This is a genomic window from Herbaspirillum huttiense (assembly GCF_004367745.1).
Lineage (GTDB): Bacteria > Pseudomonadota > Gammaproteobacteria > Burkholderiales > Burkholderiaceae_D > Herbaspirillum > Herbaspirillum huttiense.
On record NZ_CP037993.1, the window covers coordinates 3,935,629 to 3,958,030 of the forward strand.

At 63.4% G+C, this 22,402-nt stretch carries 20 protein-coding genes and 1 tRNA gene; 11 read left to right on the plus strand and 10 right to left on the minus strand.

What is annotated here, in order from left to right:
- The first annotated feature begins 68 nt into the window (after positions 1 to 68).
- From E2K99_RS17650 to xylB, 9 genes are all read left to right on the plus strand, one after another.
- A complete protein-coding gene (locus E2K99_RS17650) occupies positions 69 to 740 on the plus strand; it encodes a response regulator (protein WP_034338420.1) in 672 nt (223 codons plus the stop codon).
- A complete protein-coding gene (locus E2K99_RS17655; RefSeq protein WP_039784517.1) occupies positions 733 to 2,112 on the plus strand; it encodes a sensor histidine kinase in 1,380 nt (459 codons plus the stop codon). Before E2K99_RS17650 ends, E2K99_RS17655 begins: the two co-directional genes overlap by 8 nt.
- Before the next feature lie 208 nt (positions 2,113 to 2,320).
- Positions 2,321 to 3,592 (plus strand): ABC transporter substrate-binding protein, encoded by a 1,272-nt coding sequence (locus E2K99_RS17660; RefSeq protein ID WP_134223053.1) that lies wholly within the window; start codon positions 2,321 to 2,323, stop codon positions 3,590 to 3,592.
- 77 nt (positions 3,593 to 3,669) lie between these two features.
- Positions 3,670 to 4,548: a carbohydrate ABC transporter permease gene (locus tag E2K99_RS17665; protein ID WP_039784515.1), complete on the plus strand. Its 879-nt coding sequence runs from the start codon at positions 3,670 to 3,672 to the stop codon at positions 4,546 to 4,548.
- Complete coding sequence (locus tag E2K99_RS17670) at positions 4,536 to 5,348, plus strand: carbohydrate ABC transporter permease (protein WP_134223054.1); 813 nt, start codon at positions 4,536 to 4,538, stop codon at positions 5,346 to 5,348. Before E2K99_RS17665 ends, E2K99_RS17670 begins: the two co-directional genes overlap by 13 nt.
- Before the next feature lie 9 nt (positions 5,349 to 5,357).
- Positions 5,358 to 6,395, plus strand: coding sequence for an NAD(P)-dependent alcohol dehydrogenase (locus E2K99_RS17675; RefSeq protein ID WP_134223055.1), 1,038 nt, complete (start codon positions 5,358 to 5,360; stop codon positions 6,393 to 6,395).
- Positions 6,396 to 6,397: 2 nt separating this feature from the next.
- Positions 6,398 to 7,618, plus strand: coding sequence for an ABC transporter ATP-binding protein (locus tag E2K99_RS17680; RefSeq protein WP_134223056.1), 1,221 nt, complete (start codon positions 6,398 to 6,400; stop codon positions 7,616 to 7,618).
- Positions 7,554 to 8,435, plus strand: coding sequence for an AraC family transcriptional regulator (locus tag E2K99_RS17685; RefSeq protein WP_134223057.1), 882 nt, complete (start codon positions 7,554 to 7,556; stop codon positions 8,433 to 8,435). The genes E2K99_RS17680 and E2K99_RS17685 overlap by 65 nt, the downstream gene beginning before the upstream one ends.
- Before the next feature lie 32 nt (positions 8,436 to 8,467).
- Positions 8,468 to 9,949: a xylulokinase gene (gene xylB / locus E2K99_RS17690; RefSeq protein WP_134223058.1), complete on the plus strand. Its 1,482-nt coding sequence runs from the start codon at positions 8,468 to 8,470 to the stop codon at positions 9,947 to 9,949.
- Positions 9,950 to 9,961: 12 nt separating this feature from the next.
- Here the strand turns inward: xylB and E2K99_RS17695 are convergent, their stop codons facing one another.
- The 5 genes from E2K99_RS17695 to E2K99_RS17715 form a co-directional block, all read right to left on the minus strand.
- A complete protein-coding gene (locus tag E2K99_RS17695; protein WP_134223059.1) occupies positions 9,962 to 11,371 on the minus strand; it encodes a DUF2130 domain-containing protein in 1,410 nt (469 codons plus the stop codon).
- A 140-nt stretch (positions 11,372 to 11,511) separates the two neighbouring features.
- Positions 11,512 to 11,586, minus strand: a tRNA-Val gene (locus tag E2K99_RS17700).
- Positions 11,587 to 11,734: 148 nt separating this feature from the next.
- The gene (gene dnaQ / locus E2K99_RS17705) at positions 11,735 to 12,469 is read right to left on the minus strand and encodes a DNA polymerase III subunit epsilon (protein WP_039784504.1); all 735 of its coding nucleotides are present in this window, start codon (positions 12,467 to 12,469) and stop codon (positions 11,735 to 11,737) included.
- A gap of 62 nt (positions 12,470 to 12,531) precedes the next feature.
- Complete coding sequence (gene rnhA, locus E2K99_RS17710) at positions 12,532 to 12,966, minus strand: ribonuclease HI (protein ID WP_034340887.1); 435 nt, start codon at positions 12,964 to 12,966, stop codon at positions 12,532 to 12,534.
- Between the two features lie 88 nt (positions 12,967 to 13,054).
- Positions 13,055 to 13,849 (minus strand): class I SAM-dependent methyltransferase, encoded by a 795-nt coding sequence (locus E2K99_RS17715; protein WP_034340883.1) that lies wholly within the window; start codon positions 13,847 to 13,849, stop codon positions 13,055 to 13,057.
- A gap of 62 nt (positions 13,850 to 13,911) precedes the next feature.
- On the opposite strand from E2K99_RS17715, the gene gloB reads away from it, so the two are divergent.
- Positions 13,912 to 14,706, plus strand: coding sequence for a hydroxyacylglutathione hydrolase (gene gloB / locus E2K99_RS17720; RefSeq protein ID WP_134223060.1), 795 nt, complete (start codon positions 13,912 to 13,914; stop codon positions 14,704 to 14,706).
- A gap of 66 nt (positions 14,707 to 14,772) precedes the next feature.
- Here gloB and E2K99_RS25715 read toward each other — a convergent pair whose 3' ends face one another.
- On the minus strand, positions 14,773 to 14,985 hold the full coding sequence (locus tag E2K99_RS25715; RefSeq protein WP_134223061.1) for a hypothetical protein: 213 nt from the start codon (positions 14,983 to 14,985) through the stop codon (positions 14,773 to 14,775).
- A gap of 61 nt (positions 14,986 to 15,046) precedes the next feature.
- On the opposite strand from E2K99_RS25715, the gene E2K99_RS17730 reads away from it, so the two are divergent.
- Positions 15,047 to 16,579 (plus strand): transglycosylase SLT domain-containing protein, encoded by a 1,533-nt coding sequence (locus E2K99_RS17730; RefSeq protein ID WP_039784502.1) that lies wholly within the window; start codon positions 15,047 to 15,049, stop codon positions 16,577 to 16,579.
- 151 nt (positions 16,580 to 16,730) lie between these two features.
- On the opposite strand, the gene E2K99_RS17735 is transcribed toward E2K99_RS17730, so the two are convergent.
- From E2K99_RS17735 to E2K99_RS17750, 4 genes are all read right to left on the minus strand, one after another.
- Positions 16,731 to 18,320 (minus strand): ABC transporter ATP-binding protein, encoded by a 1,590-nt coding sequence (locus E2K99_RS17735; protein WP_134223062.1) that lies wholly within the window; start codon positions 18,318 to 18,320, stop codon positions 16,731 to 16,733.
- Complete coding sequence (locus tag E2K99_RS17740; RefSeq protein ID WP_134223063.1) at positions 18,317 to 19,372, minus strand: ABC transporter permease; 1,056 nt, start codon at positions 19,370 to 19,372, stop codon at positions 18,317 to 18,319. Before E2K99_RS17740 ends, E2K99_RS17735 begins: the two co-directional genes overlap by 4 nt.
- On the minus strand, positions 19,369 to 20,439 hold the full coding sequence (locus tag E2K99_RS17745) for a microcin C ABC transporter permease YejB (protein WP_039784499.1): 1,071 nt from the start codon (positions 20,437 to 20,439) through the stop codon (positions 19,369 to 19,371). Before E2K99_RS17745 ends, E2K99_RS17740 begins: the two co-directional genes overlap by 4 nt.
- A 70-nt stretch (positions 20,440 to 20,509) precedes the next feature.
- Positions 20,510 to 22,336: an extracellular solute-binding protein gene (locus E2K99_RS17750; RefSeq protein ID WP_134223064.1), complete on the minus strand. Its 1,827-nt coding sequence runs from the start codon at positions 22,334 to 22,336 to the stop codon at positions 20,510 to 20,512.
- Positions 22,337 to 22,402: the final 66 nt, after the last annotated feature.

The following is a 22,402-nucleotide window of genomic DNA, read 5'->3' on the forward strand; positions in this document are numbered from 1 at the left end:
TTTCCAAATTCCGGCTTTCTGCTTTGCAGCGCAACAAAAAAGAACCTCAAGAAACACGAGACCATCGCATGAAATTGCTCCTGATCGAAGACAATCCCCAGCTCGCCCACTGGCTGGAGCAGATCCTCAAGGAACACAAGTTCAAGGTCGATATCGCCGCCGATGGCGAGATCGCCGACCAGGTCCTGCGCGACGAGAACTACGACGTCGTCCTGCTGGACCTGATGCTGCCCAAGCTGCACGGCAAGAACGTGCTGCGGCGCCTGCGCGAGCGCCACAACGGCGTGCCGGTGATGATCCTGACTGCCAGCGGCTCCATCGATGAAAAGGTCGAATGCCTCGGTGCCGGGGCCGATGACTACCTGGTCAAGCCCTTCGAGATCCGCGAACTGGTGGCCCGCATCAAGGTGCTGGTGCGCCGCCAGACACCCGACAAGGCCGCCGAGATCCACTGCGGCGACCTGGTGTATGACAGCAATACGCGCCAGTTCGCGGTGGCCGGCGTAACGCTGGCGCTCCCGGCGCGCGAACATGACGTGCTCGAAGTGCTGATGTTGAAGCAAGGCAAGACGGTTTCCAAGACCGCGTTGATGAAGGGGGTCTTCAGCCTGTCCGAAGAGCCTAGCGCGGACGCCATCGAAATCTACATCTCGCGCCTGCGCAAGAAACTGGAGCACTCCAGCGCGGCCATCATGACCCTGCGCGGCCTGGGCTATCTGCTCAAACAAAAAGATGATTGACAGCCTGCGCCTGCGGCTGCTGTGGTGGCTGCTGATTCCGATGGCGGTCTACGTGGGCCTGTCTACGGGCGACGCGTATGACAATGCCGTCTCCAGCGCCACCCTCGTGCAGGACCGGGCACTGCTGGCCTCGGCCCGCATGATGGCCGGCCAGGTCGGCTGGAACGATGGTGCACCGGTGGTCTCGATCCCGCCTGCAGCGCTGGAACTGTTCGCCTCGCCGGCGCAGGATGCGGTGTATTACCAGGTGCGCATGGATGACGAGACGCTGCTGGCCGGACGCCCCGACTTCCCCGCCGAGCCTGACTTTGCGGCGCTCTATCCGGTCTATACCACGACCACCTTCGAAGGCAAGCCGCTGCGCGTGGTCAGCTACATCCGCGCGCTGTTCGATGAAGGCACGCTGCGCATGGTGGCCGTCTCGGTGGGCCAGACCATGCAGGGACGGCAGGAAATGATCGACGACCAGTGGCATGCCTCGCTGCGGCGTCAGATCGTGCTGCTGCTGCTGGCCATCAGCCTGGTGGTGCTGGGCCTGACGATGGAATTGCGGCCGCTGCTGGCGCTCAAGGACGAACTGGCCACGCGCGAACCGGATTCGCTCACGCCGCTGCGTGCAGGCGGCCTGCAGCAGGAATTGCGGCCCATCGTGGAAGCCATCAACCAGTACATCTTCCGCCTCAATGCCCAGGTGACGGTGCAGAAGCGCTTCGTGGCCGATGCCGCACACCAGTTGCGCACGCCCCTGGCGGTGATCGATTCGCAGATCCAGTTCGCGCGCCAGCTGGACGATCCGGCGCGGGTGAAACAGGTGCTGGCCTCCTTGCAGGAAGGCAGCCGCAGCATGACCGACCTGACCAACAAGCTGCTGCTGCTCTCGCAGGCTGAAGCTTCCAACAGCAGCGCCTTCCCGCGCGCACCGGTGGACCTGCTGGCGGTGGCCGCCATGGTGCTGGAGGAACTGGCCGGGCTGGCACTCAAGAAGGGCATCGACCTGGGGCTGGAGACCACGCTGGAGAGCGCCATGGTCAACGGCAATGAGGCGCAGCTGATGGGCTTGCTGATGAACCTGATCGACAATGCCCTCCGTTATACGCCGGAGGGCGGCAAGGTCACGGTGGGACTGGAGAAGAAGCGCAGCCAGATCATCATCACCGTGACCGACAACGGGCCCGGCATCCCGGCCGAGGTCCGCGAGCGCGTCTTCGAGCGCTTCTATCGCAATGCCGCGCCGGACCAGCCGGGCTCGGGCCTGGGCCTGGCCATCGTGCGCGAGATCGTGCAGGCTTCGCAGGGCGCGATCCGGCTCGATGCGCCGGCGCAAGGTAGCGGGCTGGTGGCTACCGTGAGCCTGCCGGCGCTGGCGGGCTGAGGCCTTTCTTTCCCATGCAGCGGTAATACAAAAACGCGCAGCCCCCACAACAAACGATCAAAAAGTATCAGCCCGCCACACACTTTTGGCGTGGAGCGGCGCGCCCTGCCCTCGTACTCTTGCTCCTGCCTTTGAAGGCAAAGGGTGCTTGCGAATCCCCCCGCCTCTGCGCCCGACCTGAACGATAAAAAATACCAGGAGACAACCCGTGAACAAGATCTGCTTGGGCGCCGCGTGCGCCGTCCTTGGCGCTGCCCTGCCCTTGGTGGCATCGGCGCAGTCCTGCAATGTCCCTGTGCTGAAGGTGCTGGCGCAGAAGAGCCTGGGCCTGACGGTGATGGAGAAATCGCTGGCCGATTACCAGAAGCGCACCGGCACCCGCGTGGAGATCAGCTACTTCGGCGAGAACGACCGGCGCGCCAAGTCGCGCCTGGATGCTTCCACCAAGGCCGGTTCCTACCAGGTGTATTACGTCGATGAGGCCAATGTGGCCGAGTTCGCCTCGGCTGGCTGGATCGTGCCGCTGCTGAAGTATTTCCCCAAGGAGGCCGACTATGACGACTTCCTGCCCGGCCGCCGCGCGGTGGCCAGCTACAAGGATGTGGCGTATTTCGCGCCGCTGATCGGCGGTTCCGATTTCCTCTTCTATCGCCGCGACCTGCTGGAGAAGGCCGGCCTGCCGGTGCCGCGCACGCTGGACGAACTGGTGGCCGACATCAAGAAGCTGCATTCGCCGCCCGGCGTCTACGGCTGGGTGGCACGCGGCCAGCGCGGCTCGGGCATGAACGTGTGGCGCTGGGCGCCCTTCATGCTGGCCCAGGGCGGCCAGTGGACCGACAAGAACAACCAGCCGGCCTTCAATTCGCCGGCGGCCGTCAAGGCCACGCAGCTCTATGCGGAACTGTTCAAGTACGGTCCCCCGGGTGCGGCTACCTATGACTGGAGCAATGCGCTGGAAGCCTTCCGCTCGGGCAAGGTGGCCTTCATGATCGAGTCCACGCCCTTCGCCGACTGGATGGAAGACAGCAGCAAGTCCAGCGTGGCCGACAAGGTCGGCTATGCCCGTCCGCCGGCACCGCTGCCCTCGGCTGCCTACGGCCACGGGCTGGCTATCTCCGCCATCGGTGCCAAGGACGAGTGCACGCGACAGTCGGCCGGCAAGTTCATCGCCTTTGCCACCGGCAAGGAACAGGAACAGGCGCGCCTGCGCGAGAAGGTCTTCAGCGACTACAACCGCACCAGCACCATCCAGAGCGATTACTTCCAGAAGAACGTCAAGCCGCAGATCCTGGCGGGCTTGAAGGACACCACCCCGGTCTCGAAGCTGACCATCTGGCCCAGCCCGCAGTGGCCGGACATCGGCGACAACCTGGGCGTGGCGCTGGAAGAAGTCTTCACCGGCACCCAGAAGGACATTCCGCGTGCCCTGAACGAAGCCGCCCAGTATGCGCAGGACGCGATGGAACACGCGCGTAAATAATTTCCTTCATTCAACCGCGTCAAACGATGTAGCCGCCCTGTTCCCTCGCCGGAACGGGGCGGACTCCGGAGTCCTGCATGTTCAATCGTGGAAAGACCTCGCTGCCCTACCTGTTCCTCGGCCCGTCGCTCCTGGTGATGCTGGTGCTGGGGCTGGTACCGACGGTGGCGGCGATCAACCTGGCACTGAAGAACCGCGTGCTGCGCTATCCCGACAGCGACTACGTCTGGCTGCGCAATGTCGAGCGGCTGATGTCGGACCGGCGCTTCCTCAATGCCATCGAAGTCTCGGCGATCTGGGAAGTGGTCACCGTGCTGGGTGCGGTGGTGGCCGGCATCCTCATCGCCATCTACCTGTTTGAAAACGTCCACGGCAAATGGCGGCAAGCCATGTGCGTCTTGCTGATCACGCCGGTGCTGCTGCCACGCGTGTCGGCCGCCTTCATCTGGAAGTTCATGTATTCGCCGCTGACCGGCATCCTGGGCTGGCTGCTGGGACTGGTGGGCATCCATGACACGGCCTTCCTGTCGGACCCGCTGCTGGCGCTCTATGCGGTGGCTGCCGTCGATATCTGGCAGTGGGGATTGTTCTTCGCCGTAATTGTCCTGAAGCTGCTGGAAACCCTGCCGCCCGAACCGCTGGAGGCGGCGCGGCTGGACCACGCGCGCACCTGGCAGGTGTACGCCTACATCGCCCTGCCGATGTTGAAGGCGCCGCTCATCAGCCTGGTCTTCATCAAGATGGTGGAGTCGCTGCGCTCCTTCGACCTGATCTACGTGATGACCAAGGGCGGGCCGGGCGTGGCCACCGAAACGCTGGACATGTATGCCTATGCCCAGGGTATCGGCTTGTCCGGCAAGGTCTCGTATGCCTCCACCATGGCAGTGCTGATGATGGTGGCCACCACGCTGATCTTTACCCTGATCTGGAAACGGGTGAGCAAATGGGAAGACTGATTGCACGCTGCGCCGTCTGGGGCGTGGGCATCCTGCTGGTGCTGGTGGCGGTGTTTCCGCTGCTGTGGGCGCTGCTCAATTCGCTGAAGACCTTGCTGGACATCGTCACGCCGACACCGCGCTTTCTCTTCACGCCGACGCTGGAGAACTATCGCCAGGTCATCGGCAGTCCGGAAGTGCTGGTGGGCCTCACCAACAGTGCCGTCATCGTCGGCAGCGCCGTGCTGCTGGGTACGCTCATGGGTGTGCCGGCAGCCTACGTGATTGCGCGCTATCACGTGCCGGGCAAGCGCGACATCCAGTTCTTCCTGCTCTCGCTGCGCTTCCTGCCGCCGGTGGCGGTGGCCATTCCGCTCATTGCGATCTGGGTCGACCTGGGGCTGTATGACACGCGCTTCTCGATGATCGTGACTTACCTGCTGACCACGCTCTCCACCATCACCTGGCTGTCGATCCCCGTCTTCCAGCGCATGCCGCGCGAGATCGAGGAAGCCGCCACCCTCGATGGCTACGGCCCCTACGCGGTGTTCTGGAAGATCGCCCTGCCCAACTGCGCCGGCACCTTGCTGGGCGGGATCATCTTCAGCTTCGTGCTGGTGTGGAACGAACTGATGATCGCCCTGGCGCTGACCTCCTCCAACAGCGCCACGCTGCCGGTGGTGGCCTCGGCCTTTACTTCCATGGGGCAGGAAGTGCCGTGGGGCGTGATCAACGCTTCCACCGTGTTGCTGGCGCTGCCGCCCCTGATCTTTGTCGGCGTGTTGAGCCGGCTGTTGAATTCCATCCTCACCGGAAAATAAGGAGACCCCATGCAAGCCCTCGTACTCGAAGCCACGCGTGAACTGGCCCTGCGCGACATCGACCTGCCGCAGGATCTCGGTGCCCAGGATGTGCGCATCCGCATCCACACCGTGGGCATCTGCGGCAGCGACCTGCACTACTACACCCACGGCCGCATCGGCCCCTTCAAGGTGGAAGCGCCCATGGTGCTGGGGCACGAGGCCTCGGGCACCATCATCGAAGTCGGCAGCGCGGTCACGCAACTCAAAGTCGGCGACCGCGTCTGCATGGAGCCGGGCATCCCGCGCCTGGATTCGCCGGCCACGCTGCGCGGCCTGTACAACCTCGACCCCTCGGTGCGCTTCTGGGCCACGCCGCCCATTCACGGCTGCCTGACCGGCAGCGTGGTGCATCCGGCGGCCTTCACCTATCGGCTGCCGGACAATGTCAGCTTTGCCGAAGGAGCCATCGTCGAACCCTTGTCCATCGGCCTGCAGGCCGCCACCAAGGCGCGCATGAAGCCGGGCGATACGGCCGTGGTGATCGGTGCCGGCACCATCGGCGCCATGACTGCACTGGCAGCCCTGGCCGGGGGTGCGGCGCGCGTGATCCTGGCCGATGTGGTGGCCGAGAAGCTGGCCCACTTCGCCAACAATCCCGCCGTCATCACGGTGGATGTGACGCAGCAGGCCTTGCCCGACGTGGTGCAGCAAGTCACCGAGGGCTGGGGTGCCGATGTGGTGTTTGAGGCGTCGGGCCATGCCGGCGTCTACCAGACCTTGCTGGACCTGGTGTGTCCCGGTGGCTGCGCGGTGCTGGTGGGCATGCCGCCGGAGCCGGTGGCGCTGGACGTGGTGACCATGCAGACCAAGGAAGTGCGGCTGGAATCGGTCTTCCGTTATGCCAACATTTTCCCGCGCGCACTGGCGCTGCTGAGCTCCGGAATGATCGATGTGAAGCCTTTCATTTCACGCAGCTTCCCCTTCTCGCAGGGGATTGAGGCCTTCGAGGAAGCCGCTCGCGGCCGTCCGCAGGATGTGAAGATCCAGATCGAAATGGAAGGCTGACCATGGCCGAGATCCATTGCCAGGGCTTGTCCAAGCATTACGCCGGTGGCCCGCCGGTATTGCATCCGCTGGATCTGGCCATCGGTGATGGCGAATTCGTGGTCCTGCTGGGTCCCTCGGGCTGCGGCAAATCGACCATGCTGCGCATGATCGCCGGACTCGAAGAGATCAGCGGCGGCACCCTCTCCATCGGCGGCAAGGTGGTCAACGCGCTGCCTGCGCGGGATCGCAACGTGGCCATGGTGTTCCAGAATTACGCGCTCTATCCGCACATGAACGTGTATGACAATATCGCCTTCGGCCTGCGCCGCCTGAAGCGCCCGGCCGCCGAGATCGACCGCCGCGTGCGCGAAGTGGCGGCCATGTTGAATCTGGATGCCCTGCTCGAGCGCAAGCCGCGCGCCATGTCCGGTGGCCAGCAGCAGCGCGCGGCAATTGCGCGCGCCATCATCAAGACGCCGTCGGTGTTCCTGTTCGATGAGCCGCTCTCCAACCTCGATGCCAAGCTGCGCGCGCAATTGCGCGGCGACATCAAGCGCCTGCACCAGCGCCTGCGCACCACCACCGTCTACGTCACCCACGACCAGCTGGAAGCCATGACCCTGGCTGACCGCGTCATCCTCATGCAGGGCGGACAGATCGTGCAGGCGGGTTCGCCGGCCGAGCTCTATCGTTATCCGCGCACGCTCTTTGCGGCCGGATTCATCGGCACGCCTGCCATGAACTTCCTCGATGGCGTGGTCGAGCGCGATGGCGCAACGGTCTCCGTGCGCTGCGAAGACCAGCGCTGGATCCTGCAAGATGAAAGGTTTTCACGCCTGATGCCGGGAATGTCGGTAAAGTTGGCGGTGCGTCCTGACTATGTCCGCATGGCCGGCGAGCAGGACGCCGCCCACAGCCTGACCTGCGCGGTCGATGTGGAACTGGTGGAGATCCTGGGGGCCGATGCGCTCCTGACCACCCGCTGGGGCGCACAGACGCTGACCGCCCTGGTGAGCGCGCAGCACCTGCCGCAGGCGGGACAGCGCCTGCACCTGGCCTTCGATCAGCACGCGTTGCACGTGTTCGATGTACAAAGCGGAGAGAACCTGTCGCTGCCGCCCGCCGCCTTCGCGGCCGACGGACAAGACGACGGCCCGCATGGCAAGGAGACAAAGCATGAGTCCGGATCTGGAGCTGGTCCATACCCGCCAGGACGAATCGTTCAGGGCGTGGGTGCATGACTACCCGCACACGGTGGCCAAATGGCATTTTCATCCTGAATACGAAGTCCACGTCATCACCGCATCCAGCGGCAAGTTTTTCGTGGGCGACTTCATCGGCGACTTCGCTCCCGGCAACCTGGTGCTGACCGGACCCAACCTGCCGCACAACTGGGTCAGCAACCTGGGCGCGGATGAGCACGTGGGCGCGCGCGACCTGGTGCTGCAATTCTCGCGGCCCTTTGCCGACCGCATGCTGGGGGCCATCCCGGAGCTCTCGCCCCTGCAGGATCTGCTGGAGGGCGCGGCGCGCGGATTGCAGTTTCCTGATGCGCTGGGCAGGTCGATCATTCCGCTGATGCAGGACCTGGCGCAGGCCGGCGGTGCGCGCCGTGTGGTGCTGATGATGAGCGTGCTGGAACAGCTGGCCTCCTGCCGCGAACGCAGGCCACTGGCCGGCCCGGGCTACGACCTGGATGCCCAGCGCCACATGTCGTCCACCATCAACCAGGTGCTTTCCTGCATCCGCCAGAACCTCGGCGGCAACCTGCGCGAGAGCGATGTGGCCGAACTGGCGGGCATGAGCGTAAGCAGCTTTACGCGCTTCTTCAAGCGGCATACGGGCTGCACCTTCATCCAGTACCAGAACGGATTGCGCCTGAACGAAGCCTGCGAATTGCTGATGTGTACCGAACTGAGCGTGACCGAGGTGTGCTACCGGGTCGGGTTCAACAATCTTTCCAATTTCAATCGCCAGTTCCTGGCCCACAAGGGCATGCCGCCCTCGCGCTTCCGTGCGCTGCACCGGCTCAACGATGAAGTCCGGGCGGTCGCGTAGCGCCTCTCCACTTGCACGCAAAGGAAAATGATTTGAGCTATCTCGGCATCGACCTCGGCACTTCCGAAGTCAAGCTCGTCCTCACCGACGACGACTCCCGCGTCATCGCCACCAGCAGCGCCCGCCTGCGGGTGGACAACCCGCATCCGCTGTGGTCCGAGCAGGCGCCGCAGGCCTGGTGGAACGCCACGCTCGACGCCATCGCCGCGCTGCGCGCCGAGGCCCCGCAGGCCTTCCAGGCCCTGCGCGGCATCGGCATCTCCGGCCAGATGCATGGCGCCACCCTGCTGGATCGCAACGGCAATGTATTACGTCCGGCCATCCTGTGGAACGACATGCGCGCCCATGCGGAATGCGTAGAGCTGGAAGCGCTGGTACCGGATGCGCCCGCCATCACCGGCAATCGCGCCATGCCGGGCTTCACGGCACCCAAGCTGCTGTGGCTGTCGAAATACGAACCGGCGGTGTACCGCGCCATCGACAAGGTCTTGCTGCCCAAGGACTACCTGGGCTGGAAACTGACGGGAGAATTCGTCTCCGAGATGTCGGACGCGGCCGGCACGCTCTGGCTGGATGTGGCGCAGCGCGACTGGTCCGACCGCATGCTGGCGGCCACCGGGCTGGATCGCAGCCACATGCCGCGCCTGGTCGAAGGCAGTGACGTGGCCGGCCAGTTGCGTGAGGAGTTGCGGCGCGAATGGGGCATCAACGGCCCGGTGGTGGTGGCCGGCGGTGCCGGGGACAATGCGGCCAGCGCCGTGGGCATCGGCGTAATCCAGGCGGGCGATGCTTTCTTGTCGCTGGGCAGTTCTGGCGTCTTGTTCGCTGCAACGGCACGGCATGCGCCCAATCCACAGCAAGGTGTGCATGCGTTCTGCCACTGCCTGCCGGGGCAATGGCATCAGATGAGCGTGATCCTGTCGGCGGCCGCCAGCCTGCATTGGCTCTCGGGTGTGACGGCGCGGCCGGTGGCGGAGCTTGTGGCGGGGGCGGAGCGATTGACGGCGACGCAGCAGGCACAGGCACCGCTGTTCCTGCCGTATCTGAATGGCGAGCGCACGCCGCACAATGATGCGACGGCCAAAGGCGTGCTGTTCGGCATGACGCCCGCGCATGAGACTGCGCATCTGGCCTATGCGGTGATGGAAGGCGTGGCCTTTGCGATGGCCGATGGCTATGCGGCCCTGCAGGCTGCGGGCACTACGCTGGAGAGTGCGGCTTTTGTGGGCGGCGGGTCGCGCAGTGCGTTCTGGGGAGAGCTGTGTGCTACCGCCCTGGGGATTCCTCTGCGGCGGCATGCAGGGGCGGAAGTGGGTGCGGCGTTGGGGGCGGCGAGGTTGGGGAGGTTGGCGCGGACGGGGGAGGATGCGGCGAGCGTGTGCACCGCGCCCCAAATCGAACAGACCTACCAACCAGTCACTGCGCATCATGAACAGAGCGCCCGCAGACTGGAGCGTTACCGTAGCCTCTACCGCGCGTTGCGCGGCGAGTTTGCGGCCTTCGCCGGGGCGTAAGCCCGAACTGGCTTACTGTTCCTCCTCGCCCTGCTCCTTCTTGACCTCCGCAAACTTCGCCGCCATGGTCGGATTGCCGCGCGTCAGGCGCTTGATGGTCACATCCTGCGCCTTGTCATTGGCCAGCCGCAGGTTGCGGTCGGTGCCGAGCAGGGCTTCCTTGGTCTTCTGCAGGTGGTCGATGGACTTGTCGATCTCGTCGATGGCCGTCTGGAAGCGGCGCGAGGCCAGGTCGTAGTTCTTGGCAAACGCCGCCTTGAAGGTATCCAGCTCGGATTCGAAATTGGTGATGTCGATGTTCTGCGCCTTCACCACCGCCAGCTCATTCTTGTATTTCAGCGAATTGAGCGCGGCGTTCCTCAGCAGCGTAATGATGGGAATGAAGAACTGGGGACGCACCACGTACATCTTCGGGTAGCGGTGAAATACATCCACAATCCCCGTGTTGTACAGCTCGCTCTCCGGCTCCAGCAGCGAGACCAGCACGGCGTATTCGCAGCCCTTCTCCTGGCGGTCCTTGTCCAGTTCCTTGAGGAAATCTTCATTGCGATTCTTGGTCGCAGTGCGATCGCTCTCGTTCTTCATCTCGAACATGATGGAGACGATCTCGGTACCCCCCTCATCCGTATCACGGAAGATGTAGTCGCCCTTGCTGCCGCTGCGCGCATCGTTGTCCTTCTCGAAATACGCACGCGGGAAAGCGGTGGCGCGGATGCGGTTGAATTCCGTTTCGCAGTGCTGTTCCAGGGTCTCGCCGACCATCTTGGTGGAGAGCCGCGCCTTCATGTCGCGCAGGCGCTCGATCATGTCTTCGCGGTCCTTCAGCTGGGTCTCGTATTTGTCCTTCAGTGATTTCTCGGCCAGCTGCTTTTCCAGCTCGGCGTGCATCAGCTTGCTCTTGAGTTCGTCGCGCTGTTTCTCTACCGCGCCGACGGCTTCGTTGACAGCCAGCTTCTGGGTCAGGGCGATGGAATCCATCTTCGCTTTGAGGGCCTGGATCTCGGCATCCTTCTCGCTGGCGGTCTGCTGCAGCTGCTGGGCCAGGCGCGCCTGGGCCAGTTGCTGCTCGGCGAGCTTTTCCCTGCGGGCCTGCTCCAGATCGTTGGCCAGCTTGTCACGCTCGCGCTCCACGTTGGCCATGGCTTCGGCCACGGCCATCTTCTGCGCCATCTCGCCGGCTTCCAGACGCGCTTTCAATTCCTGGATCTCGGCATCGCGCGCCGCGGCCGCCTTCTGCAACTCGGCTTCGGACTTGGCGCGCGCCAGTTCGATGGCGTTGCGCTTGTCCTGCTCGGCCAGTTCCAGGCGCTCATGCAATTGCTGCTCGAAGGCGCTGTCGCGCACTTGCGAGAGGATGTCGGCGTAACCGGCTTCATCGATCTTGAAAGCTTTGCCGCAGTGGGGGCAGATGATGTCGTGCATGGCTGTTCGAGTCCTGTTCTTGACGAATGGCCGCTAGCTTAACGGATCACGCCCGTCATGCAGAGAGAGAAAACGAGGAAAGAAAACGGAAGAAAAGGCAGAAATGCGAAAAGCCCGCACAAGGCGGGCTTTTCTGAATTTGGTGGAAAGTGCAAGGTTTGAACTTGCGACCCCTGCAGTGTGAATGCAGTGCTCTACCACTGAGCTAACCTTCCGTACCTGACTGGCTTTTTGCTGCAGCGCCAATCGAGAAGCGAGATTATGCCAACGTTTTTCGGCCTGCGCAAGTGCTTCGTAAATAATTCTTCATTTTTTATCGACAACGCTGCCGGGCAACGACAACGGCCTCACCACTGCGCCGCTTCACGCCGCCTCTGCAGCCGCTTCCGGCGGCGGCGGTTCAAAGCGCCACACGCAGCTGCCGCGCGCTTCCTTGTCGAGCTGGTTGAGCACGTCTTCATGCAAACCCAGTTCTTCCTCGCTGGCGGCCACCACGATCACTTCGGCCAGCGGGGCCAGTTCCAGCTTGCCCTCGCCTTCGCTGACTTCTTCCTCCGCCCCCAGGTCCATGGTCAGCGAATTCTGGCCGCGCGTCATCGACAGATAGACCTCGGCCAGCAGCTCCGCATCCAGCAGCGCGCCGTGCAGCACGCGATGGGCGTTGGAGATGCCGTAACGGTCACACAAGGCATCGAGCGAATTGCGGCGGCCCGGGTGCAGTTCCTTGGCCATCTGCAGCGAGTCCACCACGTCGGAGACGTGCTCCTTGAACGGCGGCAGACCCAGCAAGGCCAGTTCCGCATCCAGGAAGCCGACGTCGAAAGGCGCGTTGTGGATGATGATCTGGGCACCGCGTACATAGTCGAGGAACTCGGCGGCAATCTGCTTGAAGGTCGGCTTGTCGGCCAGGAATTCGGTGGTCAGGCCGTGCACGGCCAGCGCGCCTTCTTCGGAGTCTCGCTCGGGATTGATGTAGAAGTGAAGGTTCTTGCCCGAAAGCTGGCGGTTGAGCACCTCCACACAGCCGATTTCCAGGATGCGGTTGCCGTTGCGCGGCGAAAGGCCCGTGGTTTCGGTATCGAGGATGATCTGACGCATGCTTGCTCCTGCTGATGTTGTTTGCTGCTAAAACACTGATATGAAAGAAAACGCCGGCCCGGTCAGCCTATGCTGTCCACGCCCCGGTTGGCCAGCTGGTCGGCGCGCTCATTGCCGGCGTGGCCATTGTGGCCGCGCACCCAGCGCCATTCCACCTGGTGCTGCTGCTGGGCGGCATCGAGCGCCTGCCACAGGTCGGCGTTCTTGACCGGCTCCTTGCTGGAGGTCTTCCAGCCGCGCGCCTTCCAGCCGTGGATCCACTCGCTGATGCCCTTCTGCACGTACTGGCTGTCGGTGTGCACCACCACCTCGCAGGGACGCTTGAGGGCGTTGAGGGCCTGGATCACCGCCATCAGCTCCATGCGGTTGTTGGTGGTGTTGGGCTCGCCACCGAAGATTTCCTTCTCCTTGCCCCCGGCCACCAGCAACGCACCCCAGCCGCCACGACCGGGATTGCCCTTGCAGGCGCCATCGGAATAAATCTCTACTTTGTCCATGCTCTTCACTTCAATCTGGTTGCATATGCGCATTTGCGCATGACAGGCGGGCCGCGATGATACCTGATCGCGCCGACACGCCCTTGTTTCAATCGGTTTTGTGGATGCGGTTGGTCACCGGCACGCCGCGCGGCGCCTTCAGCTTCTGGCGCTGCAGGGCCGGGCCGATCAGGCGCATGCCGGGCACCCGCTTGATGGCCTGGACGATGTAGACCGCACCGAAATACGGCCACCAGCGGTCGCCCGCCTTCTCCATGAAACCGAAGCGGTCCAGCCATTGCGCCGTCTCGCAGGGCGGCGCGTAGCAGCCGAAGTGGCCGCGGTTGACTTCCATGTTCAGCAGCTTCAGCCAGTCCTTCAGGCGCGGCAGGCGGATGAACTCGCCATCCTGCGGCAGGAAGTGCGCGCCGGTCAGGCGTCCGGCCACCTGGCGCATGCCCCACAGGCTGCTGGGATTGAAGCCGCAGATGATGACCTGCCCTTCCGGAATCAGCACCCGCTCCACCTCGCGCAGGACCTGGTGCGGCTCGGCGGCGAATTCCAATACGTGGGGCAGCACCACCAGGTCCAGGCTCTGGGTGGCAAAGGGCAGTTCGCCGAAATTCTGCGTCACCACCTGGGGGATTTCCAGCTCGGATTGCCCTTCCACCGGCATGCGGTTGTCGGCCAGCCAGCGATAGGGCATGCGGTTGGCCTGCAGGGCGTGGATCTGGGGCGAACCGATCTGCACCGCGTTGAAGCCGAAGATGTCGGCCGTCAGCGCATTGAGGTGATGCTGCTCCCACTGGCGCAGGTAATCGCCGATGGGCGTCTGCAACCAGGCGGCCAGGTCTATAATTTCCGCGTTGTTCGCAGTCACAGCAGTTTCAGCCTTGTCAGCCATCTCTTCTTTCGCGCCTCATGACCCAGCCAGCCAAGCCAGCTCAAGCAGATCAGAAAACTTCATTGGACGTCCTGGCCGTACCGGCGTTCGACGACAACTACCTGTGGATCATCCATGACGGGCGCCATGCCGCCGTGGTCGACCCCGGCGACGCGGTCCCCGTCCTGGCCGCATTGCAGGCCGAGGGCCTGACGTTGGCCGCTATTCTACTGACTCATCACCACGCTGACCATGTCGGCGGTGTGGTCGAGCTGGCGCGCAGCGCCGTGAGCGACGAATTCCCGGCCATCCCGGTCTACGGGCCGGCGCGCGAGCAATCTCGCATCAAGGGGATGACGGTCCCGCTGCACGGGAATGACGAAGTGATGATCCCTTCTCTGGGCCTCTCGCTGCAGATCATCGACGTGCCCGGCCACACCTTGGGCCATATCGCGTATTACTCGGCAGAACAGGGTTTTGTCTTCTGCGGCGATACCCTCTTCGCCGGTGGCTGTGGCCGCCTCTTCGAAGGCACTCCGGGACAGATGGTCGAGTCACTGGCCAAGCTCAGCAGCCTGCCGGGTGAGACCCAGGTGTATTGCGCCCACGAGTACACGCTCTCCAACCTCAAGTTCGCCGCCGAGGTCGAGCCCGGCAATGCCGAGCTCAGCGCTCGCCTCCAGCGCGAGCGCGCCAAGCGGGACCAAGGGGAAGCCACCGTCCCGACCAGCATCGCACTGGAGCGCGCGACCAATCCCTTCCTGCGCGCCAATGAAAAAGAAATCCAGGAATCGCTGCAAAAGGCGGGCCGATTGACGGAGTTGAATGAAGTTAGCAGCTTTGCAGCGCTGCGCGAATGGAAGAATACCTACAGATAGCGCCAAATTGAGGGCCAGTTAGACGCAAAAACCAGCGAAATCAAGGACTTGGCTTTGTAACAGAGGCTAATTTTTGCTTGACTGGCGAAAAGGGTCTTCCGTACACTCCTCCAATTCCCCAAATTGGGCACCAGCGTTTTTACGAACTTTTACGAAACGCTGTCCACTCTGCACCACGCCGGGGAAATTCGCAGCTTCCGACCTTGCATTACCGTCAACCTGCACGCGCCCGTGATCGGACTGATCCGGATTCCGCCGGCAGGAGGTGTCGAGCTTCATTACAGCTCTGCAACGGAAGCGCCGCACCCAACTTTTGCCTCTGGCACAGGATATCGCCCACATGCAGCGTACTTTGAAACAACTCGCCATTGCCGCCCTGTTCTGCGCTGGTACCCCGCTGCTCTCCCACGCCAACGATATCTCGATCTACCCCGCCCCCTTCAATGCGATCAATCCCGAACTGGCCGGCAATGCCCTGCCAGGGATGAATGACATCGACATCTGGACGCGCATTCGCAAGGGCTTCGGGATTCCTGATCTGGACAATTCGCTGGTGGAGAGCCAGACCCAGTGGTACAGCTCCCGTCCCGACTACATCCAGCGCACCACGGTGCGCGCCTCGCGTTATTTGTTCCACGTGGTCCAGGAACTGGAAAAGCGCGGCATGCCCACCGAGCTGGCGCTGCTGCCCTTCATCGAATCGGCCTTCAATCCGGAAGCCCTCTCCACCGCCAAGGCAGCCGGCATGTGGCAGTTCATCCCCTCCACCGGGCGTGACTACAACCTCAAGCAGAACATGTTCACCGACGAGCGCCGCGACGTGCTGGCCTCGACCGATGCCGCCCTGACCTATCTGCAGAAGCTCTACGGCATGTTCGGCGACTGGCAGCTGGCGCTGGCGGCCTACAACTGGGGCGAAGGTTCGGTGCAGCGCGCCGTGAACCGCAACCTGGCGGCCGGCCTGCCGATCGACTTCAATACGCTGTCGGCGCAGATGCCCAACGAGACCCGCAACTACGTGCCCAAGCTGCAGGCGGTCAAGAACATCATCGCCAACCCGGCTGCCTTCGACATCGCCCTGCCCAAGGTGGACAACCAGCCCTACTTCGTCACCATCGGCAAGACCCGCAATATCGACGTGAAGGTCGCCGCGCAACTGGCCGAGCTGTCGCTGGATGAATTCAAGGCGCTGAACCCGCAATTCAACCGCCCCGTCATCATCGGCGGCGAAGATACCAAGATCCTGCTGCCGGAAAGCAATGCCGAGAAGTTCAAGTCCAACATGTCCAAGTGGACCCAGGCTTTCTCGACCTGGACCGCGCACACCGTCTCCAGCGCCCGTGAGCGCATCGAGACCATCGCCAGCAAGTTCGGCACCACGCCTGAGGTGATCCGCAGCGTCAACCAGATCCCGCCGCGCATGGTCCTGAAGGCTGGCTCGACCATTCTGGTCCCGAAGAATGAAGAGACCGCCGCGCTCGATACCGACCTGACCCCGGAAATCGCCGACAACGCCCGTCTGGCCATCGCCCCGGATGTGCCGGAAACCCGCCGCATCCATGTCAAGGCTGGCAAGCGCGACACCCTGGCCGGCATCGCCAGCCGCTACCGCGTGAGCGTGGCGCAGATCAAGGAATGGAATGGCCTGAAGCGTGACACCCTGGCCGCCGGCCAGAGCCTGCAGCTGCAAGTGCCCAATGCCGCCGCCCACGCCGCACCGACGCGCGTAGCGGCCACGCACCACGCTGCCCCGGCACGCCGCCAGGTGGCATCGGCCAAGGCCCCGGTGCGCAAGGCTGCACCGGCACCGGCGCGCAAGGTCGCCGGCAAGCCGCTGACGCTGGCCTCGGGCAACGGCGCCCGCAAGCAATAATCCGGAGGAAACCGGAGGAGACCCGGGCGGCTCGACCGCCTACAACAAGAAGACGCGCCTCAAGCACGGAAGAAAAATAACGACTGCAGTCTGCATGGACCCGAAGCCCCGGAGCTGATCCGGACTTCGGGTTTTCTTTTTGCCGGGCCGCTCAGTGCGCAGCTTCGGCGTAGGTGGCGGCGGCCACCAGGCGGCGTGTGTATTCCTGCTGCGGCTGCTTGAGGACCTGTTCAGCCGGACCGCTCTCGACCACCTTGCCATCCTTCATCACGATCACCTGGTGCGCCATGGCCTGCACCACGGCCAGATCGTGGGTGATGAACAGATAGGCCAGCCCATGCCGGCGCTGCAGGTCGGCCAGCAGTTGCAGCACCTGCTGCTGCACGGTCACGTCCAGGGCGGAAGTGGGCTCGTCCAGCAACAGCAGTTCCGGCTGCAGCACCAGCGCACGGGCAATGGCGATGCGCTGGCGCTGGCCGCCGGAGAATTCATGCGGGTAGCGTTCCAGCACGGCTGCCGTGAGGCCCACTTCCTCGAGTGCGGAGACGATGGCCTCGCGTTGCTGCTCCGGCGTCTTCCCGGGATGATGCAGGGCCAGCCCTTCGCCCACGATCTGCTCCACCGTACGGCGCGGCGAGAGCGAGGCGAAAGGATCCTGGAACACCACCTGCATGCGCGCCCGCAAGGGCCGCAGTTCACGGCTGCTGCGCTCGGAAATCGGCGTCCCCTCAAAACGGATGCTGCCCGCCACGCTGGCCGCCGACAGCCGCAGCAAGGCCATGCCCAGCGTGGACTTGCCGGAACCGGATTCACCCACGATGCCGATGGTCTCGCCACGCCGCAATTGCAGGTCGATGCCATCGACCGCATGGAAGGCGCGCTTGGCGAACCAGCCCAGCTTGATGTGATAGGTGCAGCGCACTTTTTCCGCCTGCAGGACCACGGGCGCGTGTGCCGGTACGTCGGCCGCATTGCGCTGCGGACGGCTCTGCAGCAGCTTGCGCGTGTAAGGCTGCTGCGGATTGGCGAAGAGTTCGGAGACGCTCGCGCTTTCGACCAGCTTGCCCTTCTCCATCACGCCGACGCGGTCGGCGAAGTGGCGCACCAGGTTCAGGTCGTGCGAGATGATGAGCACGGCCATGTTCTCTTCGCGCTGCAACTGGTTCAGCAGCGCCAGGATCTGTACCTGGATGGTCACATCCAGGGCCGTGGTCGGTTCATCGGCGATGAGCAGCTTGGGCTTGCAGGCCAGGGCCATGGCGATCATGGCGCGCTGGCGCTGGCCACCCGAGAGTTCATGCGGATACGACAGCGCCCGGCGCGCGGGCTCCGGAATGCCGGTCTTTTCCAGCAGCGCTACCGCCCGCGTAGCGGCATCGCGCGCATTGAGGCCCTCATGCAGCATCAACACCTCGGCGATCTGGTTGCCGATGGTGAAGAGCGGGTTCAGGGCCGTCATCGGTTCCTGGAAGATCATCGCCACGTCATTGCCGCGCACTTGCTGCATCTGGCGCTCGTTCTTCTTCAGCACGTCCTGGCCGTCGAGCAGGATGCTGCCTTCGTAGCGCGCATCCTGGTTCAGCTGCATCACCGCCAGCGAGGACACCGTCTTGCCCGAACCGGATTCCCCCACCAGAGCAAATTTTTCACCGGGTGCAATCGTGAAGCTCACGCGATCCACCACCACGGTGTCGCCGAAGCGCACCGTCAAGTCCTTCACTTCCAGCAGCGGGGCGCTCATGCCTTCCTCCGTACGTCCAGGGCGTTGCGCAGGCCGTTGCCGATATTGGTCAGCAGCAGCAGGGTCACGGTCAGCACCACGAAGGTGGCCACCGCAATCCACCAGGCATCCAGATTGTTCTTGCCCTGGGCCAGCAGCTCGCCCAGGCTCGGGGTCGAGGGCGGCACGCCCAGGCCCAAGAAGTCCAGGCTGGTCAGCGCCAGGATGGCCGCGCTCATGCGGAACGGCAGGAAGGTCACCACCGTGGTCATGCTGTTGGGCAGCACGTGACGCCAGATGATGAGGCGATCGGGCAAGCCCATGGCGCGCGCAGCCTGCACGTACTCGAGATTGCGGTTGCGCAGGAAATCGGCGCGCACATAATCCGACAGGCTCATCCAGCCAAACAGGGACAGCAGCACCAACAGCAGCCCCAGGCTGGGCTGGAAGATGGAGGAGAAGATGATGAGCAGGTACAGCTCCGGCATTGATCCCCATATCTCCAGCAGACGCTGGGTAATGAGGTCGGTACGACCGGCGAAGTAGCCCTGCACCGCACCGGCAGCCACGCCCAGGATCACGCCGATGAAGGTCAGCGCCATCCCGAACAGCACCGACACGCGGAAGCCGTAGAGCAGGCGCGCAAAGACGTCGCGGCCTCGGTCATCGGTACCCAGCCAGTTTTCGGAGGAAGGCGCCGCCGGGTTGGGCTCCTTGGCGAAGTAGTTCAGGGTGTTGTAGCCGTAGCGGTTGAGCGGATAGATCACCCAGTTGCCGTCCTTGCGGAATTGCTCTTCGATGAAGGGATCGAGATAGTCGGCGGGCGAGTCGAAGTCGCCGCCAAAATGCTTGTCTGAATAATCCTTCAGCATCGGAAACATCAGCTTGCCCTGATAGCTGGCCACAAGCGGCTTGTCGTTGGAGACCAGTTCAGCGCCCAGGCTCACGATGAAGAGAATGGAAAAAATCACCAGGCTCCAATAGCCGGTCCGGTCCGCACGGAACCGCAGCCAGATGCGGCGGCTGGGTGAGATGGAGGGGGTGGAGGGAGTGGCGGGGGTCGTCATGCTCATTTCGCCAGGCTTTCGAATTGGACGCGCGGATCAGCCCACACGTAGCAAAGATCACCGACCAGCTTGACCACCAGGCCGATGAGGGTAAAGAGATACAGCGTGCCCATCACCACCGGATAGTCGCGCCGGATCGCCGATTCATAGGCCAGCAGGCCCATGCCATCGAGCGAAAACAGCGTCTCGATGAGCAGGCTGCCGGCGAAGAAGGAAGCAATGAAAGCCGAGGGAAAACCGGTCACCAGCGGAATCAGGGCATTGCGGAAGACATGCTTGTACAGCACCTTGCGCTCGGAGAGTCCCTTGGCGCGCGCAGTCAGCACGTATTGCTTGCGGATCTCTTCGAGGAAGGTATTGCGGGTGAGCATGGTGATGACGGCAAAGGCACCGATCACCGAGGCGAAGACCGGCAAGGTGATGTGCCACAGGTAATCGGTGATCTTGCCCGTGAAGGAGAGGCTGGCCCAGTTGTCCGAGGTGAGGCCGCGCAGCGGGAACCACTGTACGAAGCTGCCGCCGGCAAACAGCACCAGCAGGAACACGCCCAGCACGAATCCGGGAATGGAATAGCCGACCAGCACCAGGCCGGTGGTGGCGGTATCGAAGCGACTGCCTTCGCGCACCGCCTTGGCAATGCCCAGCGGCACCGAGATCAGGTAGCTCAGCAGGAAGGTCCACAGCCCGATGCTGATGGAGACCGGGAATTTGGATTTGACCAGGGTCCAGACATCGCCGTGGTGATAGAAGCTCTTGCCGAGGTCGAAGGTGAGGAAGCCCTTGAGCATGGTCCAGAAACGTTCCACCGGCGGCTTGTCGAAACCGTAGAGCTGCTTGATCTCGGCGATGCGCTGCTCGTCGATGCCCTGCCGTCCACGATAGGCCGAAGCGCCACTGGCCGCCCCGCCACCGGAAGCTTCGCCGCCACCGCCGCGCCCTTTCATCTCCAGCATCGCCTGCTCCACCGGACCGCCCGGCACGAACTGGATCACCGCAAAGGTGATGGCCACCACGCCAAAGAGCGTGGGGATCATCAACAGCACCCGCTTCAAAATGTAGGACCAGATATTCATGCCTGCCACCATCCTCGTTCTTGTCCGGCGCGCGCGGCGCGGGTCTTGGTCTTTTCATTCATCTGTTGCCTCATCGCGCCTTCTCCTCCCACCAGGTGCCGATCACGTAGGGATCGGCCTGGTAATACAGCGGGGCCACCGCAGGAATGCCGAAGCGGTTCTGGTAGGCGATGCGGTGCGTGGAGGAATACCAGTGCGGCACCACGATGTACTTGTGCAGCAGCACGCGGTCCAGGGCGCGGGCCGCAGCGGTGAGCTTGACCCGCGTATCGGCGGCCACCACCGTCTGCACCAGCTGGTCCACCACCGGGTCCTTCAGGCCCCAGGCATTGTTGGAGCCCTTTTCGTCCGCCGCGCGCGAACCGAACATGTCGAACAGTTCGTTGCCGGGGCTGCTGGTATCGGGGAAGCGCACGCTGGTCATGTCGAAATCGAAGTCTTCCATGCGCTTGGCCACCAGCGCGTAGTCGGCACTGCGCTGGACCACATCGATGCCCAGCGTGCGCAGGTTGCGCGCAAAGACGCTGATGACGCGCGACATCGAACTCTGGTCATCGAGGATCTCGAAGGACAGCGGCACGCCCTGGGCATTGCGCACGGCCCCGTCGCGATAGACCCAGCCGGCCTGGGCCAGCAATTCGCGCGCCTGGCGCAGGTTGGCGCGCAAGGAGGATGGCGGATTGGTCGAGGGCGGAACCGGTGCAGGACCGAAGACGGCCGGATCGATCTTCAGGCCCTTGGCCTGCAGCGACTTCAGCAAGGCCAGCTCATCGCCCTGCGGTTCACCGGTGGCCGCCAGCTGGCTGTTGTTGAAGAAGGAGTAGATGCGCGTGTACTGGCCGTAGAACAGCTGGCGGTTCATCCATTCATAATCCAGCGCCAGCCCGATGGCCTGGCGCACCCGCACATCCTTGAACTGGTCGCGCCGCAGGTTCATCACGAAGCCCTGCATGCCGGCGCCGTTGGAATGCTTGAATTCCTTCTTGACGATGCGGCCGTCGCGGAACTGCGGGCCGGTATAGCTGCGTGCCCAGTTCTTGGCGCTGTATTCCACCACCACGTCGAACTCGCCAGCCTTGAAGGCTTCCAGCCGTGCCAGGTCATCCTTGTAGAAGCGGTAGACGATACGCTCGAAGTTGAACATGCCGCGCCGGGCCGGGACATCCTTGCCCCAGTAGTCCGGATTGCGCTTGTAGATGATGCTGCGGCCGGTGTCGTAGCTTTCGATCAGGTAGGGACCGGTGCTGATGGGCGGCGTCAGCTGGATCTGGTCGAAGGGCGTGCCCTGGGCCCACTTCTTTGAGAAGACCGGCACGCTGGAGACGATCAGCGGCAACTCATGGTTGTTGCTGGCGAAATCGAAGCGCACCGTCGCGGCATCAACCACCACGCAGCCTTTCACATCGGCAAAGATCGATTTGTATTGCGGCGCGCCCTTGGTGATCAGGGTATCGAAGGAATACTTCACATCCTCGGCAGTGACCTTGTCGCCATTGTTGAAGCGCGCCTTGGGATTGAGGTGGAAGGTCATCGACATGCGATCTGCTGCCAGCTTCATGTCGTCGGCCAGGAGACCATAGACCGTGGCCACCTCGTCGCCTGAGGAAACGGCCAGGGTCTCGAACATCAGCTGGTCGACGTTGGCGGCGGCCACGCCCTTCATCGACATCGGATTGAACTTGTCGAAACTGGTGCGGCGGTCCGGATTGGCCAGGTACAGCGTGCCGCGCCGGGGCGCATCCGGATTGACGTAGTCGAAATGAGTGAAGCCGGGCCCGTACTTGGGGGTGTCATACAGGGAAAAGGCGGGCTCGGCGGCGGCCGGGGTGCCATGGGCCAGGGCGGCGGCCAGCAGGCAGGAAAGGAAAATCTTGGCTGTCTTCAGGGGCGGGACCATGCGGTTGTCTGTCTGCACTCTCGTGGGCGGTGATGTCTCGGGGGCAAGCAAGTCCCGCGCCTGTGG

What these genes read in the sequence shown, in the direction of transcription:
- E2K99_RS17650 (WP_034338420.1), top strand. Translation starts at nt 69, where the DNA reads ATGAAATTGCTCCTGATCGAAGACAATCCCCAGCTCGCCCACTGGCTG.
- E2K99_RS17655 (WP_039784517.1), top strand. Translation starts at nt 733, where the DNA reads ATGATTGACAGCCTGCGCCTGCGGCTGCTGTGGTGGCTGCTGATTCCG.
- E2K99_RS17665 (WP_039784515.1), top strand. Translation starts at nt 3,670, where the DNA reads ATGTTCAATCGTGGAAAGACCTCGCTGCCCTACCTGTTCCTCGGCCCG.
- E2K99_RS17670 (WP_134223054.1), top strand. Translation starts at nt 4,536, where the DNA reads ATGGGAAGACTGATTGCACGCTGCGCCGTCTGGGGCGTGGGCATCCTG.
- E2K99_RS17675 (WP_134223055.1), top strand. Translation starts at nt 5,358, where the DNA reads ATGCAAGCCCTCGTACTCGAAGCCACGCGTGAACTGGCCCTGCGCGAC.
- E2K99_RS17680 (WP_134223056.1), top strand. Translation starts at nt 6,398, where the DNA reads ATGGCCGAGATCCATTGCCAGGGCTTGTCCAAGCATTACGCCGGTGGC.
- E2K99_RS17685 (WP_134223057.1), top strand. Translation starts at nt 7,554, where the DNA reads ATGAGTCCGGATCTGGAGCTGGTCCATACCCGCCAGGACGAATCGTTC.
- E2K99_RS17695 (WP_134223059.1), bottom strand. Translation starts at nt 11,371, where the DNA reads ATGCACGACATCATCTGCCCCCACTGCGGCAAAGCTTTCAAGATCGAT.
- dnaQ (WP_039784504.1), bottom strand. Translation starts at nt 12,469, where the DNA reads ATGCGTCAGATCATCCTCGATACCGAAACCACGGGCCTTTCGCCGCGC.
- rnhA (WP_034340887.1), bottom strand. Translation starts at nt 12,966, where the DNA reads ATGGACAAAGTAGAGATTTATTCCGATGGCGCCTGCAAGGGCAATCCC.
- E2K99_RS17715 (WP_034340883.1), bottom strand. Translation starts at nt 13,849, where the DNA reads ATGGCTGACAAGGCTGAAACTGCTGTGACTGCGAACAACGCGGAAATT.
- E2K99_RS25715 (WP_134223061.1), bottom strand. Translation starts at nt 14,985, where the DNA reads ATGAAGCTCGACACCTCCTGCCGGCGGAATCCGGATCAGTCCGATCAC.
- E2K99_RS17730 (WP_039784502.1), top strand. Translation starts at nt 15,047, where the DNA reads ATGCAGCGTACTTTGAAACAACTCGCCATTGCCGCCCTGTTCTGCGCT.
- E2K99_RS17735 (WP_134223062.1), bottom strand. Translation starts at nt 18,320, where the DNA reads ATGAGCGCCCCGCTGCTGGAAGTGAAGGACTTGACGGTGCGCTTCGGC.
- E2K99_RS17740 (WP_134223063.1), bottom strand. Translation starts at nt 19,372, where the DNA reads ATGAGCATGACGACCCCCGCCACTCCCTCCACCCCCTCCATCTCACCC.
- E2K99_RS17745 (WP_039784499.1), bottom strand. Translation starts at nt 20,439, where the DNA reads ATGAATATCTGGTCCTACATTTTGAAGCGGGTGCTGTTGATGATCCCC.
- E2K99_RS17750 (WP_134223064.1), bottom strand. Translation starts at nt 22,336, where the DNA reads ATGGTCCCGCCCCTGAAGACAGCCAAGATTTTCCTTTCCTGCCTGCTG.